Annotated in this window: 11 protein-coding genes; 9 read left to right on the forward strand and 2 right to left on the reverse strand. The window is 65.7% G+C overall.

The window, feature by feature from the left end:
• Positions 1-74 precede the first annotated feature (74 nt).
• From F2P45_RS09620 to F2P45_RS09645, 6 genes are all read left to right on the forward strand, one after another.
• Complete coding sequence (locus F2P45_RS09620; protein WP_166873429.1) at positions 75-2414, forward strand: M1 family metallopeptidase; 2340 nt, start codon at positions 75-77, stop codon at positions 2412-2414.
• A gap of 57 nt (positions 2415-2471) precedes the next feature.
• Positions 2472-4835, forward strand: coding sequence for a M1 family metallopeptidase (locus F2P45_RS09625; RefSeq protein ID WP_166873432.1), 2364 nt, complete (start codon positions 2472-2474; stop codon positions 4833-4835).
• Entirely contained in the window at positions 4832-5308 is a 477-nt protein-coding gene (locus tag F2P45_RS09630; protein WP_166873435.1) for a DUF6702 family protein, read from the forward strand. Before F2P45_RS09625 ends, F2P45_RS09630 begins: the two co-directional genes overlap by 4 nt.
• A gap of 11 nt (positions 5309-5319) precedes the next feature.
• Complete coding sequence (locus tag F2P45_RS09635; protein ID WP_166873438.1) at positions 5320-7338, forward strand: TonB-dependent receptor; 2019 nt, start codon at positions 5320-5322, stop codon at positions 7336-7338.
• 58 nt (positions 7339-7396) lie between these two features.
• Positions 7397-8134, forward strand: a complete 738-nt coding sequence (locus F2P45_RS09640) for a 2OG-Fe dioxygenase family protein (RefSeq protein WP_166873440.1) — start codon at positions 7397-7399, stop codon at positions 8132-8134.
• A gap of 96 nt (positions 8135-8230) precedes the next feature.
• Complete coding sequence (locus F2P45_RS09645; protein WP_166873442.1) at positions 8231-9589, forward strand: hybrid sensor histidine kinase/response regulator; 1359 nt, start codon at positions 8231-8233, stop codon at positions 9587-9589.
• A 144-nt stretch (positions 9590-9733) separates the two neighbouring features.
• Here F2P45_RS09645 and F2P45_RS09650 read toward each other — a convergent pair whose 3' ends face one another.
• Together F2P45_RS09650 and F2P45_RS09655 are read right to left on the reverse strand one after the other, a co-directional pair.
• Entirely contained in the window at positions 9734-10966 is a 1233-nt protein-coding gene (locus F2P45_RS09650; RefSeq protein ID WP_166873445.1) for a DUF1501 domain-containing protein, read from the reverse strand.
• Between the two features lie 18 nt (positions 10967-10984).
• On the reverse strand, positions 10985-12481 hold the full coding sequence (locus F2P45_RS09655; protein ID WP_166873448.1) for a DUF1800 domain-containing protein: 1497 nt from the start codon (positions 12479-12481) through the stop codon (positions 10985-10987).
• A 191-nt stretch (positions 12482-12672) separates the two neighbouring features.
• Here F2P45_RS09655 and F2P45_RS09660 point away from each other — a divergent pair, with 191 nt between their 5' ends.
• The 3 genes from F2P45_RS09660 to F2P45_RS09670 are packed head-to-tail and all read left to right on the forward strand — an operon-like array spanning position 12673 to position 15988.
• The gene (locus F2P45_RS09660; RefSeq protein WP_166873450.1) at positions 12673-13401 is read left to right on the forward strand and encodes a CerR family C-terminal domain-containing protein; all 729 of its coding nucleotides are present in this window, start codon (positions 12673-12675) and stop codon (positions 13399-13401) included.
• Positions 13398-14780: an efflux transporter outer membrane subunit gene (locus F2P45_RS09665; RefSeq protein ID WP_166873453.1), complete on the forward strand. Its 1383-nt coding sequence runs from the start codon at positions 13398-13400 to the stop codon at positions 14778-14780. Before F2P45_RS09660 ends, F2P45_RS09665 begins: the two co-directional genes overlap by 4 nt.
• Positions 14781-14809: 29 nt before the next feature.
• Positions 14810-15988, forward strand: a complete 1179-nt coding sequence (locus F2P45_RS09670) for an efflux RND transporter periplasmic adaptor subunit (RefSeq protein ID WP_166873456.1) — start codon at positions 14810-14812, stop codon at positions 15986-15988.

A 15988-nucleotide genomic window follows, 5' to 3' on the forward strand; every position in this document is an offset into this window, starting at 1 on the left:
AATTCCCTGAAACAATTGACTAATCGGTACGTTTAGAATACTTCCTCTTTTTCACGAGAAAAATCAGGGAAAACATGATCCGTATGCCGGTCTTCGTTGCGTTGCTCCTCGTGGCGGGCATCGCCTCGGCCGCCGAACCGTTCGACGACAAGTTCCGCCAGCTCGAGGAAGTGCTGCCGACGCCGAACACGATCCGCAATGCGGCCGGCGCTCCGGGCCACGCCTACTGGCAGCAGCGCGCCGACTACACGATCCGCGCGCGCCTCGATGAAAACAAGCGCACCATCAGTGCGACCGAGACAATCACGTACCACAACAACTCGCCGGACACCCTGTCGTACCTGTGGGTGCAGCTGGACCAGAATATCTTCAAGCCCGATTCGGACGCGCGCATGTCGGCCACGGTGGCCTCGCGCGAGGCCTGGGCCAAGGCGCGCAGCGATGAAGACGGCATGCGCTTCGAAGGCATGCGCTCGATCCTGGAAAACCCCGGCTTCGAAGGCGGCTTCGCGATCGGCGCGGTCAAGGGCGCGGACGGCAAGCCGCTGCGCCACACGATCAACAAGACCATGATGCGGATCGACCTGCCGCAGCCGATGAAGCCGGGCGCGCGCCTGTCGTTCGACATCGACTTCAGCTTCAACATCAACGACGCCAAGGTCCAGGGCGGACGCACCGGCTACGAAAAATTCGACGACAAGAACGACCTGTTCGAAATCGCGCACTGGTTCCCGCGCATGGCGGCGTACTACGACGTGTATGGCTGGCAGCACAAGCAGTTCCTCGGCGCCGGCGAGTTCACGCTGGAATTCGGCGACTACGACGTGCGGCTGACCGTCCCGGCCGACCATATCGTGGCCAGCACGGGCGAGCTGCAAAACCCGGGCGAGGTATTGACGGCGACCCAGCGCGAGCGCCTGCAAAAGGCCCGCACCAGCAGCAAACCGGTGATCATCGTCACCCAGCAGGAAGCCGAAGCGGCCGAAAAATCGCGCGCCAGCGGCACCCGCACCTGGCACTACAAGGCCAGGAACGTGCGCGATTTCGCCTTTGCCAGCAGCCGCAAGTTCATCTGGGATGCGCAGGGCTACAAGAAGGGCGGCACCGACACGATGGCCATGTCGTACTACCCGAAAGAAGGCAATCCGCTGTGGGAAAAATATTCGACCCAGGCCATCGTCCACACCATCGAACAATACAACAAGTATTCGCTGGACTACCCGTATCCGGCGGCGATCTCGGTCAATGGTCCGATCGGCGGCATGGAATATCCGATGATTTCGTTCAACGGCCCGCGTCCGACCAAGGACAAGAAGACCGGTGAGCTGACCTATTCCAAGCGCACCAAGTATGGCCTGATCGGCGTGATCATCCATGAGGTAGGCCACAACTACTTCCCGATGATCGTCAATTCCGACGAGCGCCAGTGGACCTGGATGGACGAAGGCCTGAACACCTTCGTCCAGGGCCTGGCGCAGAACGCGTGGGAAGAGAATTATCCGCAGTCGCGCGGCGAAGCGCGCACCATCGTCGACTACATGCGTTCGCGCGACCAGGTGCCGATCATGACCAATTCCGAATCGCTGCTGCAGTTCGGGAACAACGCCTACGCCAAGCCGGCGGCGGCCCTGAACGTGCTGCGCGAGACGGTGCTGGGGCGCGAGCTGTTCGACTTCGCTTTCCGCGAGTACGCGCAGCGCTGGAAGTTCAAGCGGCCGACGCCATCGGACTTTTTCCGCACCATGGAAGACGCCTCGGGCACGGATCTCGACTGGTTCTGGCGCGGCTGGTTCTACACCACCGACGCGGTGGACGTGAGCGTGGACGGCATCACCGAATATGGCGTGAGCACCAAGAATCCGGAGATCGAAAAAGCCTGGAAAAAGGCGCGCAAGGATGCCGAGCCGGTGTCGGTGACCACCCAGCGCGACAAGGGCACGGCGCGCCGCGTGGACGCGCATCCGGAACTGAAGGACTTCTACAACGAGCATGACGATTTCACGGTCACCAACAAGGACCGCAACAAGTACCAGGAAGCCGTGGAAGGACTGGAAGACTGGGAAAAGGCGCTGCTCGCGCAAGGCAAGCACCTGTACCTGGTCGATTTTTCGAACATCGGCGGGCTGGTGACGCCGCTGGTGCTGGAGATCGAGCTCAAGTCCGGCAAAAAAACGATCGAGCGCATTCCGGCCGAAGTGTGGCGCTACTCGTCGAAGAGAATCACGAAGCTGATCGTCACCGACGAACCGCTGGTGGGCCTGACCCACGACCCATACTGGGAAACGGCCGATATCGACAACAGCAACAATGCCTGGCCGCGCAAGATTACGCCGTCGCGCCTGGAGCTGTTCAAGACCGACCGCACCAAGGACGACCTGATGAAGGACTTCAACACGCCGTTGAAAACCAAGTAGCAAGGGCGGGCACGATCGGGTGCCCGCCTCTTTTCGCATGACACGAGCCTGCCCCCAATGATCATCAAACACCTTTCCCTGGCCCTGGCGGCCTGCCTGGCTTGCGCCACCGCTGCGGCGGCACCGGCTTTCGACGACAAGTTCCGCCAGCTCGAGGAGCTGCTGCCCACGCCCGGCATCACCCGCACCGCGTCGGGTGCGCCCGGCCACGCCTACTGGCAGCAACGCGCCGACTACAAGCTGCGCGCCACGCTCGATGAAGCCAAGCGCCGCATCGATGGCAGCGGCACGGTCACCTACCATAACAATTCGCCGGATACGCTCTCGTACCTGTGGGTGCAGCTGGACCAGAACATGTTCCGCGCCGATTCGGACAACCGCGCCATCTCCACCGTGCCTTCGCGCGAGGCGTGGGCCAAGGCGACCGAGGCGGACGGCATGCGTTTCGAGGCGATGCGCTTCATCGCCCTGAGCCGCAGCTTCGATGGCGGCTTCAATATCACCAGCTTGAGCGATGGCGGCGGCCAGCCGCTCAGGTACACCATCAACAAGACCATGATGCGGATCGACCTGCCGCAGCCGATCAAGCCCGGTTCGCGCTTCTCGTTCCAGATGGCGTGGAATTTCAACATCCCCGAAATGAATGTGCTCGGACGCCGCTCCGGCTACGAAAAATTCGAGGAAGACAAGAACGACCTGTTCGAAGTCGCCCAGTGGTACCCGCGCATGGCGGCCTATTACGATGCGGCCGGCTGGCAGAACAAGCAGTACCTCGGCGACGGCGAATTCACCCTGGAGTTCGGCGACTACGACATCGAACTGACCGTCCCGGCCGACCATATCGTGGCCAGCACGGGCGAGCTGCAGAATCCCGGCGCTGTGCTCAGCGCCGCCCAGCGCGAACGCCTGCGGCAGGCGCGCACCAGCAGCAAACCGGTACTCATCGTCACGCAAAAGGAAGCCGAAGCGGCCGAAAAATCGCGCTCAAGCGCCAGCAAGACCTGGCACTACAAGGCGAACAACGTGCGCGATTTCGCCTTTGCCAGCAGCCGCAAGTTCATCTGGGATGCGCAGGGCTACAAGAAGGGCGGCACCGACGTGATGGCGATGTCGTACTACCCGAAGGAAGGCAATCCGCTGTGGGAGCGCTATTCGACCCAGGCCATCGTCCACACCATCGAGCAGTACAACAAGTACGCCTTCGACTATCCGTATCCGATCGCGATCTCGGTCAACGGCCCGGTGGGCGGGATGGAATACCCGATGATTTCATTTAACGGTCCGCGTCCGACCAAGGACAAGAAGACCGGTGAACTGACCTATTCGCGCCGCACCAAGTATGGCCTGATCGGCGTGATCATCCACGAGGTGGGCCACAACTACTTCCCGATGATCGTCAATTCCGACGAGCGCCAGTGGACCTGGATGGACGAGGGCCTGAACAGCTTCCTGGAGTACCTGTCCGAGCGCGCCTGGGAAGAAGACTTCCCCGACACGCGCGGCGATCCGCGCGCCATCGTCGACTACATGCGCAGCAAGAACCAGGTGCCGGTGATGACCGATTCGGAGTCGGTTCTCCAGCGCGGCAACAACGCCTACGCCAAGCCGGCCACCTCGCTGATCGTGCTGCGCGAGACGGTGCTGGGACGCGAGCTGTTCGACTTCGCCTTCCGCGAGTACGCGCAGCGCTGGAAGTTCAAGCGCCCTACCCCGGCCGACTTTTTCCGCACCATGGAAGACGCCTCCGGCACGGACCTCGACTGGTTCTGGCGCGGCTGGTTCTACACCACCGACGCGGTGGACGTCAGCGTCGACGGCATCACCGAATATGGCGTCATCACCAAGAATCCGGAAATCGAAAAAGCCTGGAAAAAGGCGCGCAAGGATGCCGAGCCGGTGTCGGTGACGACCCAGCGCGACAAGGGCATGGCGCGCCGCGTCGACGCGCATCCGGAACTGAAGGACTTCTACAACGAGCATGACGACTTCACGGTCACCAACAAGGACCGCAACAAGTACCAGGAATCCCTGGAAGGGCTGGAAGACTGGGAAAAGGCGCTGCTCGCGAAGGGCAAGCACCTGTACCTGGTCGATTTTTCCAACATCGGCGGGCTGGTGACGCCGCTGGTGCTGGAGATCGAGCTCAAGTCCGGCAAAAAGACGATCGAGCGCATTCCGGCCGAAGTGTGGCGCTACTCGTCGAAGAGAATCACGAAGCTGATCGTCACCGACGAACCGATGGTCGGCCTGACCCAGGACCCGTATTGGGAAACGGCCGATATCGACAACAGCAACAATGCCTGGCCGCGCAAGATTACGCCGTCGCGCCTGGAACTGTTCAAGACCGACCGCAGCAAGGACGACTTGATGAAGGACTTCAAGACACCGTTGAAATCCAAAGACGGCAAGGCCGCGCAATGAAGCGCCGCCTCGCGCTGGGCGCGCTGCTGGCCTGCGCCTGCCTCGGCGCGCAGGCGCACCGCTTTCACGCGGGGATCACCGATATCTCGTTCAACCAGAACACCGGCAGCATCGAAGTCGTGCACACCTACATGGCGCACGATATCGAAGCGCTGCTGGCCAACCTGTACCAGCGCCAGCTCGACCTGTCCGACCCGCAGGACGAAGCGGTGCTGCGCAAATACGTCGACAGGCAGTTCTACCTGCTCGGCGCCGACAGGGCACGCCTGCCGCTGCGCTGGGTCGGCGTGAGCACCAGCGTCGAGAGCGTGGTGATCTACCAGGAAGTGGAAAAGACCCCGCTGGCGGCCGTCGTGCGCGTGCATGACGAGGTCTTGTCCGACTTTTTGCCCGACCAGGTCAATACCGTCAACATCAACCGCGGCGGCACCATCGGCACGCTCACTTTTGAGCGCAACAAAAAAGAACAGTAACTACCGTGACCATGCAAGCAGCTTTACGCCTTTCCCCGATCGCCCTGTCCCTCCTGTTGTGCCACAGCGCCGCGCGCGCCGACGACCTGGTGCTCCAGCGCGTGCTGATCGACGGTTCGCGCGCCAGCCAGCTCGGCATCGCGGACGCGGCCAACGCCGGCAGCCTGAGTCAGAAGCAGCTGGAAATGCGCACCGTGTACCGCCCCGGCGAACTGCTCGAAGCGGTCCCCGGCCTGATCGCCACCCAGCACAGCGGCGAGGGCAAGGCCAACCAGTTTTTCCTGCGCGGCTTCAACCTCGATCACGGCACCGACCTGCGCACCACGGTGGACGACATGCCGGTCAACCAGCGCAGCCACGCGCATGGCCAGGGCTGGACCGACCTCAATTTCCTGATTCCCGAGCTGGCCGCGCGCATGGATTACCGCAAAGGCCCGTACTCGGCGCGCGATGGCGACTTTGCTTCGGCCGGCGCGGCGGCGATCACCTACGCCAATCGTCTGGCGCAAACGACCACCAGCGCCAGCATCGGCCAGATCGGCTTTGCGCGCGCGCTGCTGGCCGGTTCGCCCGAGGCGGGTCCCGGCAACCTGCTGTACGCGCTGGAGGCGATGCACAACGATGGCCCCTTCACCCGGCCCGACGACTACCGCAAGGTCAACGCCGTGCTGCGCTACAGCCAGGGCTACGCCAACAACGGTTTCACGATCAGCGCCATGGCCTACCGCGCCAGCTGGAATGCGACCGACCAGATTCCCCAGCGCGCCGTCGACGATGGCACCCTGGGACGCTTCGCCGCCATCGACGACAGCGATGGCGGCCAGGCGCGCCGTTACAGCCTGTCCGGCGTATGGCGCCGCACCGGCGCGGAACAGGCGTCCAAGGTCAACGCCTACGTGATCCGCAACCAGCTCGACCTGTATTCGAACTTCACGTATTTTCTCAACGATCCGCTCAACGGCGACCAGTTCAGCCAGCCGGACCGGCGCGTGACCAGCGGTGTCGACGCCACCCACACCTGGCATGGCCACGGCACCGGCGTCAATTCAGACCTGACAGTCGGCCTGCAACTCCAGAACGACAATATCTTCAACGGTTTGTACAACACGCGCCGGCGCGAGCGCCTTTCCACCACGCGCGAAGAGCACGTCGTCGAATCGAGCCTCGGCCTGTTCGCCGAACACCAGGTGCGCTGGAGCGACAAGCTGCGCAGCAGGGCCGGCCTGCGCGCCGACAGCTACCGCTTCGATGTGCGCGACAGCGGCGGCGCGGCGCGCTCGCGCGACCATCAGCTCAGTCCTTCGCTGAACCTGATTTTCGGCCCGTGGGCGCAGACCGAGTGGTATCTCAACGCCGGCAACGGCTTTCACAGTAACGATGCGCGCGGCACGGTCGAGCGCACGGCGCCCGCGCCGGGCCTGGCGCGCACGCGCGCTCTGGAAGTGGGTGTGCGCAGCGAGCTTGTGCCCAGGCTGCAAAGCGCGTTGTCGCTGTACCGGCTCGACATGGCGTCGGAACTGGTCTACGTCGGCGACGCCGGCAACACCGAAGCCGGCCCCGCCAGCCGCCGCACCGGAATCGAGCTGTCGAACTACTACAAGCCGTTCAAATGGCTCTCGCTCGATCTCGACCTGGCTTTCGCCCGCGCGCGCGCGCGCGGCGCGGGAGTGGCCGCGGGCGCGGACCGCATCGCCGGCGCGGTCGAAGGCGTGGGCCAGTTCGCGCTGACGCTCGAGCGCGGACCCTGGTCGGGCGCGCTGCGCCTGCGTTATGTGGGCGCGCGTCCGCTCATCGAAAACAACAGCGTGCGCGCAGCGGGCAGCACCACCATGAATGGCCGCATCGGCTACCGCCTCGCCAACGGGCTGCTGCTGGAGATCGAAGGCTTCAACCTGACCAACCGGCGCGATTCGGCAATCGCCTACTATTATGAATCGCGCCTGCCAAATGAAGCCGCCGAGCGCGAGGACGTGCACTTCCACCCGGTCGAATCGCGCTCGCTGCGGCTGACGCTGGTGAAAAAATGGTAAAGGAGCGATATCCTCAGCACTCCCGACGGCCGGTGGCGAAAAATGCTACGCTATCGGGATGACAACACACGCACCGCCATTTAACGATATCTCCCAACTCACAAGCGCGCTGCGCACCAGCGGCTACGCCCTGCTGCGCCCCGCCGATGTGGCCTCGCTGGCCGGCTGCGGCCTTGATGACCTGAACACCCTGGTCGCCAGCTGGGACCAGCTTGCGCCCGACAACTACCTCAAGGACGGTGGCAATTACCGGCGCCGGCGCCACTCCTGCTTCATCCAGGACGGCGCCACGCTGACCCAGACCGCGCACCGCGCGCACTGGCAGCCGATCGAATACAACGCCCTGCACGGCGGCATGCACCGCCTGTTCGAACCGGTCGAGCCAAGCACGGTGGCGCTGCCGGCGTGGGGCAAGCTGCTGCGCGCCCTGGGCGACGTCTGTTCGCGCGTGCGCCCGGCGCAGCCCTGGTACGTGGAAGCGCACCAGTTCCGCATCGATACGCTCGAAGGCATCGGCCGCCCCACCCCGGAAGGCGCGCACCGCGACGGCGTCGACTTCGTGGCCGTGCTGCTGGTCGGGCGCAGCCATATCAAAGGTGGCGAGACGCGCATTTTCGAAGCCGCCGGCCCGGATGGAAAGCGCTTCACCATGCTCGAACCATGGACCCTGATCCTGCTCGACGACGCCACCGTCATCCACGAATCGACCCCGATCCAGCCCGATGGCGAGAACGGCCACCGCGATACCCTGGTGCTGACCTGGCGCACGGGAGGCTTCCAGGGCGACACGGAGTAAAAAACAGTGACATTATCGTATCTGTAAATTTACCATGTGGGGCGATAAATCCGATATAGTCGTGTGCAACGCAGCCGCCGTGCAAGGAGCCATGTCGTGGACTCGACGTACCAAATCCAGCCAGAAGAATTCGAGATACTGATCGTCGAAGACAGCCCGACCCAGGCCGAGCGGCTGCGGCGGCTGATCCAGTCCAAGTCGTACCAGGTGCGCGTGGCCCTGAACGGCCAGCTGGCGCTTGCCCTGATCCGCGAGCAAAAGCCCGACCTGGTCCTGTCGGACATCATCATGCCCGAGATGGACGGCTACGAACTTTGCCACATCATCAAGTCCGACCCGGCCCTGCGCGACATCCCGGTGATCCTGGTGACGGCGCTGAACGACCCCAAGGACATCATCCGCGGCATCGAGTGCGGCGCCGATAATTTCGTGCGCAAGCCGTATGCCGAGGATTACCTGCTCAGCAGGATCAGCCACATGCTGCTCAACCTGCGCCTGCGCGAAGGGCCGCCGCCGGAGGTGGAGGCGGGCATCGCGCTTTATCTCGGCAACCAGAAGCACTTCATCAACGCCGGGCGCCAGCAAATCCTGGACCTGCTCATTTCGACCTACGAGCAAGCGGTGCAGGTCAACAGCGAGCTGCAGGCGCGCGAGCGCCAGGTGATCGAACTCAATATGCGCCTGGCGCACCACGCGGCCGAACTCGAAACCATCAACCGCGAAATCGCGCACAAGAACCTGGAACTGGCCGAGGCGAGCCGCATGAAGTCGGCCTTTATCGCCAATATGTCGCACGAGCTGCGCACGCCGCTCAATGCCATCATCGGCTTTACCGGGGCGCTGCTGATGAAGCTTCCCGGCCCGCTCACGCCGGATCAGGACAAGCAGCTCAACACCATCCGTTCGAGCGCGCGCCATCTGCTATCGCTGATCAACGACATCCTCGATGTGGCCAAGATCGAAGCCGGCAAGGTGACCTTGGCACTGGAGCGGGTGCAGTGCCAGGACCTGCTGAACCATACGGCCGACACCCTGCGTCCGCTGGCCGCGCAAAAGGGGCTGTCGCTGTCGGTGGAGCTGCCGCTCGAAGCGATCGTGATCGATTCGGACCGGCGCGCGCTGACCCAGATTATTATCAATCTGGTTAACAACGCGATCAAGTTTACGGACCAGGGATCGGTGAAGGTGGCCTTGTCGCAGCGGCTCGACGCCAGCGGGCTGCTCACGGAGTTCAGTGTGAGCGACAGCGGGGCCGGCATCAAGCCGGAAGACCAGTCGAAGCTGTTCCAGGCATTTTCGCAGCTCGATTCGACCTCGACCCGGCATGCCGAAGGAGCGGGACTGGGGCTGTACCTGTGCCAGAACCTGGCCAATCTGCTGGGCGGGAACCTGTATTTCACCAGCGACTACGGCACCGGCAGCACCTTCACCCTCGCTTTGCGCGAAAAACGCTAAAAAAACGCCCGCGACCTTGACGGTGCGGGCGGCAATCCAATCTTCTGAGAAAACTGGAGGAGACAAGTCCACTATATTCTCATTTATGGTGCGCTGCAATACGGTAGTTTTACGGTGTTGCGCTACGGATACAAACATTTCACCCTACACTTGCAATAATTGAAACCCCAGCCCCTGGCGCGGCATGTCTGGAAACAACTTGGCCAGTTGCCCATCCGGCAAGCGCAGGTGTTTTTCGGCCACCTGCGCCAGCACCGAGCGGAAATCGGTGGTCACCGGCAGGTCGCGCCCTTCGTTGAGCGCGTCGTCGCCCACGCCCTGCCAGTCGCCATACACCTTGCCGCCGGCCACCCGCCCGCCCAGCAGCCACATGGCGTTGCCATGCCCATGGTCGGTGCCGGCGTTGCCGTTCTGGCGCGCGGTGCGCCCAAATTCAGACATCACGATAATGGTCGTATGCTCGAACAGCGGCCCGAGGCGCTGCGCCAGCGTCGCCAGTCCCAGCCCCACAGGCGCCAGCCGGTTGGCCAGCTGGCCGCTCGCCGCGCCCTGGTTGGCATGCGTGTCCCACCCGCCCAGCGCGATAAACGCCACCTGCATGCGCGCATCGCCGCGCATCAGGCCCGCCAGCCGCGCCGCATCGTCCGGAAAACCATTCGGCAAAGGCGCGCCGTTGTCGGCTGCCCGCATTTCCTGGCTCATCGCCGCCTGCATCACCTCCTTGTGCGCCACCCTGCCCTCGCTGTAGGCGCGCCCGAAGCGCGCGTGCGAGGCATACAGCTGGTCGAACGCGGCGCCCACCGCCGGGCGGTCGAGTACATCGGCGCGCGTCGCCCCGGCGCCGTTGGGCAGGTTGATGGCCGCCGCCGGCCCGCTCAGGATGCGCGGCATGAGCGGGCCGATGCTGATGGCGCGGCTGGCCGCGGAATCGCCCGGCAGCGCCGTCACCAGCCGGTTCATCCAGCCATCCGGCGTGCTTTTGCGGCCCGGCGTGGCCGTCTCCATATAGATCTGCGCGTCGAAGTGCGAACGGCTCTCGTCGGGCGAGCCGCTGGCATGCACGAACGCGAGCTGCTTTTGCCGCCACAGCGGCATCAAGGGCGCCAGCGCCGGATGCAGGCCGAAGTAGCCGTCCAGGTCGAGCGCTCCTCCCTCCACGCCAGGCAATTCCAGCCCGATGGTCGGGCGCAGGCGCCGGTAGTTGGCGTCGCCCACGGGCGCGACCACGTTCAGGCCATCGACGGCGCCGCGCAGCATCACGACGATCAGTTTCTGGCGCGTGGCGCTGGTGCCACTGGCGGCCCAGGCGCTGCGCCCGACCGGCACCAGCAGGCTGGCGCCCAGCGCCATCGAGGATAAAAAGTCTCTGCGTTGCATGCGTCTCTCCGAGTAGTGTTAGCGCTGCATGAAATCGGGCCCGCCGAGCAGCATCGCCGCGCGCAGGGCGACCGGCGACGCCGCCACCAGCTCCTGGGTGCGCGGCGACACCGAAGCACCCAGGGTCGACGCCAGCAGCAGCGGGTCGAGCGGCGCCGGCGTGACCGAACTGGCATCCTCCAGCGCCACCACTGGCGCGCCTTTGGCCAGCGCCAGCCGCCCCGCGCCGAGCGCCGTGGCGAACACGATGCGCCGCGTCAGCGCGTGCGGGTTCATCCAGGCCGCCTCGGTATTCTTGTAGCCGTCCGGGGTCTGGCAACCGTACAGCGGCATGCCGAGCTGGGTCAGGGTGCCGAGCAGCGGGCCGATGTCGCCCGGCGGCGTGGCGCTGGCGCGCGCCGCCGACACCACATATTGATACGGGGTCTTGAACTTGGCGCCGACCGCGGCCGGGGCCATGAATTCCTCGCTGGCGAACAGCACCCGCAGCACGCCGCGAATGTCGCCGCCGTTGGCTTGCCAGCTTGCCGCCAGCCGCTCGACCAGGGCCGCCGGCGGGTCGTCGCGCACGAAATACTGGGCCAGCTTGTAGCTCAGGTGGCGCGCCGTGGCCGGGTGCATGGCCAGCACGTCGAGCGCCATTTCTCCTTCTTGCTGGCCGTCGGCCGGCACCGCGCGTCCCAGCCAGGTCTTGGCGCCCTGGTCGTGGCGCTTGGGATCGAAGCGGAATAGCTGGTCCGCGCCGATCAGGGCGCGCTGGTCGTAGGTCCAGCCGGTCAGCATGCGCGCCAGTTCGGTCACGTCGCGCTGGCTGTAGCCGCCGTCCACGCCGAGCGTGTGCAGTTCCATCAGCTCGCGCGCGTAGTTTTCGTTCAGGCCGCGCGCGCGCGCCCTGGCTTTGGCCGGCGCGGGAGCGGCGGACAGGTAGTTGTCGAGGTAGTACAGCATGGCCGGGTGCCTGGCGGTGGCGCCCAGCATCTGGCGGAAGGAGCCGAACACGTACGGGCGGATCGCATCGCGCTCGTAGCTGGCCACCAGCGCCTGCACATTGCCCTTGGAGGCGGCCACGTTGAAATGGTTGAACCAGAAGTCGACCATCACTTCTTCGAGCTGGCGCGGGCTGGCGATGGCGCGCAGCAGGCGGGCTTCGGCCGTTTCGCGGGCGATGCGGGCCACGCGCGCGCGGCGCAGCTCCTGGGCGGCCGGCGTTTCGTCGCGCGCGTTGCGGCGCGCTTCTTCGAATTCGGCCAGGGTCTTGCCGGCGCTGCGGTTGGGCGTTTCCAGGCCGGCCAGGCGCTCGCTCAGCGCGGCCGGCAAGGCGATCGATTCGGGGGCCAGCTGGCTGTCGATATAGGCGCGCACGCCGCCGCGGGTCACGCGTTCCAGGTCGCCCGGAGCGGGACCGAAAGCGATACGGTTCAGTACATGGGCGGCCTCCTGGCCGGGCGGCAGCGGCGCGGCGCGCGCGCCGGCCAGCGCGGCGGCGGCGAACAGGGCGAAGACAGTGCGTTTCATGGGCGGGCCGATCGAAAAGTGGCCGGGAACATCCCCGCCTTACAGGTATTGCGCCTCAAGCGGTGAAAAGTTCCCGTTAATTTGCACACAAGATAGACCACAATGTAACTCAAATGTAAAGATTTGCCGGTTTAGTTAAAACGAACGCTTTAGTTATATCAATCGTTTGATTTTCGTGATTAAATCGCGGAATGGAAAAAACACCAACTTTACTGGCCGAGGATGCGCGCCGCACGCGCTCGGACGGCGCCCAGTCGCGCGAGCGGCTGCTGCTGGCGGCGACCCGCCTGTTCGCCGAGCAGGGCTTCGCCAAAACCTCCACCCGCGAGATCGCGCTGGCCGCCGGCACCAACATTGCGTCGATCAGCTACTACTTCGGCGACAAGGCCGGCTTGTACCGCGCCGCCTTCACCGAACCGTCGCCCGGCTGCGAGGCCAATCTGGAGAGGTTCACCGCAACCGACGCCACCCTGCGCGAAACGCTCGAAGGCTTCTACGGCATCATGATGGCCGACCTGAAACGCGGCGACATGGCGCGCCTGTCGATGCGGCTGTGGTTTCGCGAGATGCTCGAACCGACCGGCGTATGGGCAGAAGAAATCGACAACGGCATCAAGCCGGCCCACGCCGCGCTGGTGATGGTGCTGGGCCGCCACCTGGGCCTGGCCACGCCCGACGACGACCTGCTGCGCCTGGGCTTCTCGGTGGTCGGCCTGGCGGTGCAGCTGATGGTCACGCGCGACGTGATCGACCGCATCAACCCGCACCTGCTGGAAAACGACGCCGCCATCGATGCCTGGATGGCGCGCCTGGTCGACTACGGCGAAGCGATGGTCAATGCCGAACTGGCGCGCCGCAAGGCCGGCGCCGCAGAACCGGTCAAGCCGATTAAAAAAACACCACGAAAGAAGAAAGCATGAAGATCGTCCATGTACTGAGCGCGGCCCTGCTGCCGCTGGCGCTGGGAGGGTGCGCGCTGGCGCCGCCAGCGAAGACCGACGCGCCGGTGGCGCCGCAATGGCAGGCGCCCCTGCCGCACAACGGCAGCCTGACCGACCTGTCGGCCTGGTGGCGCGAGCAGGGCGACCCGCTGCTGGCGCAATTGGTGGAGGCGGCGCAGACGGCCAGCCCGAACGTGGCCACGGCGCGCTCGCGCATCGTGCAGTCGCGCGCCGACCGGGTGGCCGCCGGCGCCGCGCTGGCGCCGACCCTGGACGCGAGCATGAGCGTGAGCCGCGCCAACCAGCAGGGCGCCCAGCCCGGCGGCACCACCAGCCAGGGCGGCCTGCAAAGCGCCTGGGAGATCGACCTGTTCGGCGGCCTGCGCGCCACCCGCAACGCGGCCGAGGAACGGCTGGCCGGCGCCAACGCCAGCTGGCACGACGCGCGCGTGGCGGTGGCGGCGGAAGTGGCGAACCAGTATTACAGCCTGCGCTCGTGCGAGCAACTGCTGGCGGTGGCGCGCCTGGACGCCGCCTCGCGCGAAGACACGGCGCGCCTGACCGGGCTGTCGGCCGATGCCGGCTTCCAGGCGCCCGCCACGGCGGCCCTGGCGCGCGCCAGCGCGGCCGAGGGCAAGAGCCGCGCCACCTTGCAGCGCGCCTTGTGCGACATCGATATCAAGACCCTGGTGGCGTTGACGGCGATCGAGGAACCCGAACTGCGCGCGCGCCTCCTGGCCAGCACGCCGGTGGCGCCGCCGGCGCCCGCGATTGCCGCCCTGCCGGCCCAGGTGCTGGCCCAGCGGCCCGACGTCTTCACCGCCGAGCGCGAAGTGGCGGCCGCCAGTTTCGAGGTCGGCAGCGCGCAGGCGCAGCGCTATCCGCGCCTGGCGCTGCAAGGATCGATCGGCAGGGCGAACCTGCGCAGCGGCGGCGACAACACCCAGTTCGACACCTGGAGCATCGGCCCGCTGGCCTTGACCCTGCCAATCTTCGACGGCGGGCGGCGCAGCGCCAATGTGGACGCGGCCAGGGCGCGCTACGACGCGGCCGTGGTGTCGTACCGCGCCAGCGCGCGGCGCGCCGTGAGCGAGGTCGAACAGGCGCTGGTGAACCTGAACAGCGCGGCCGAGCGCGGCGTTGATGCGCAGGTGTCGCTGGACGGCTACCGCGCGGCCTTTCGCGCCGCCGAAGACCGCTACAAGAATGGACTGGGCAGCCTGCTGGAACTGGAAGACGCGCGCCGCACCCGCCTGGCCGCCGAGAACGCGGTCGTGACCTTGCAGCGCGAACGCAGCGCCGCTTCGGTGGCGCTGTACCGCGCCGCCGGCGGCGGCTGGACCGCCACCCCGAACTGACCGCCCGACACGACTACGGATAGAACACCATGACAAACCCTACACACTACACCTTGAAAAACCTGAAACTGAAACCGGCCGCCGCGCTGGTGATCGGCGCCCTGGTGCTGGCCACCGGCGCCCTGTTGGCCGTCTCGTCCGATTCGGTCGCGGCCGACGACAAGAAAGACAGCGCGCCCACACCCGCGCTGACCGTCACCACCACCAGGCCGGCGCCGGCGACCCTGGCGATCAAGCTGGGCGCCAACGGCAACGTGGCCGCCTGGCAGGAGGCGGTGATCGGCAGCGAGTCGGGCGGGCTGCGCCTGACCGATGTGAAGGTCAACGTCGGCGACGTGGTCAAAAAAGGCCAGGTGCTGGCCGTGTTCTCGGCCGACAGCGTCAACGCCGACGTGGCGCAGGCGCGCGCCGCCCTGCTCGAAGCCGAGGCGAATGCCGCCGAAGCGGTGGCCAACGCGGCGCGCGCGCGCACCCTGGAAAATTCGGGCGCGCTGTCGGCCCAGCAGATCAGCCAGTACAAGACGGCCGAGCAGACCGCCAGGGCGCGCATCGCCTCGGCCAGGGCGGCGCTGTCGGCGCAGCAGCTGCGCCTGAAATACACGCAGGTGGTGGCGCCCGACGATGGCGTGATTTCCGCGCGCACCGCCAGCGTCGGTTCGGTGGTGGGCGTGGGCACGGAACTGTTCCGCATGATCCGCCAGGGACGCCTGGAATGGCGCGCCGAAGTCACTGCCTCCGAACTGGCGCGCCTCAAGCCCGGCACCAGCGCCGTGGTCAAGGCGGCCAACGGCAGCGAACTGACCGGCAAGGTGCGCATGATCGCGCCGACCATCGACCCGCAGACCCGCTCCGCGCTGGTGTACGTCGACCTGCCGTCGGCTACCAGCGCCAACGCGCCGTTCAAGGCCGGCATGTTCGCCAGCGGCCAGTTCGAACTGGGCACCTCGGACGCCATGACCGTGCCGCAGCAGGCGGTGGTGGTGCGCGATGGCTTCAGCTACGTGTTCCGCCTGCAGCAGGACAACCGGGTCAGCCAGCTCAAGGTGCAGACCGGACGGCGCCTGGGCGACCGCATTGAAGTGACCCGTGGCTTGACGGCCGATTCGCTGGTCGTGGTCAGCGGCGCGGGTTTCCTGAACGAAGGCGACCTGGTACGCAATGTGCCTGCCGCCGCCCCGGCGAAGGCGCCGGCGACTGCGGCCAAATAA

The organism is Massilia mucilaginosa, assembly GCF_011682145.1.
Taxonomy (GTDB): domain Bacteria; phylum Pseudomonadota; class Gammaproteobacteria; order Burkholderiales; family Burkholderiaceae_D; genus Telluria_A; species Telluria_A mucilaginosa.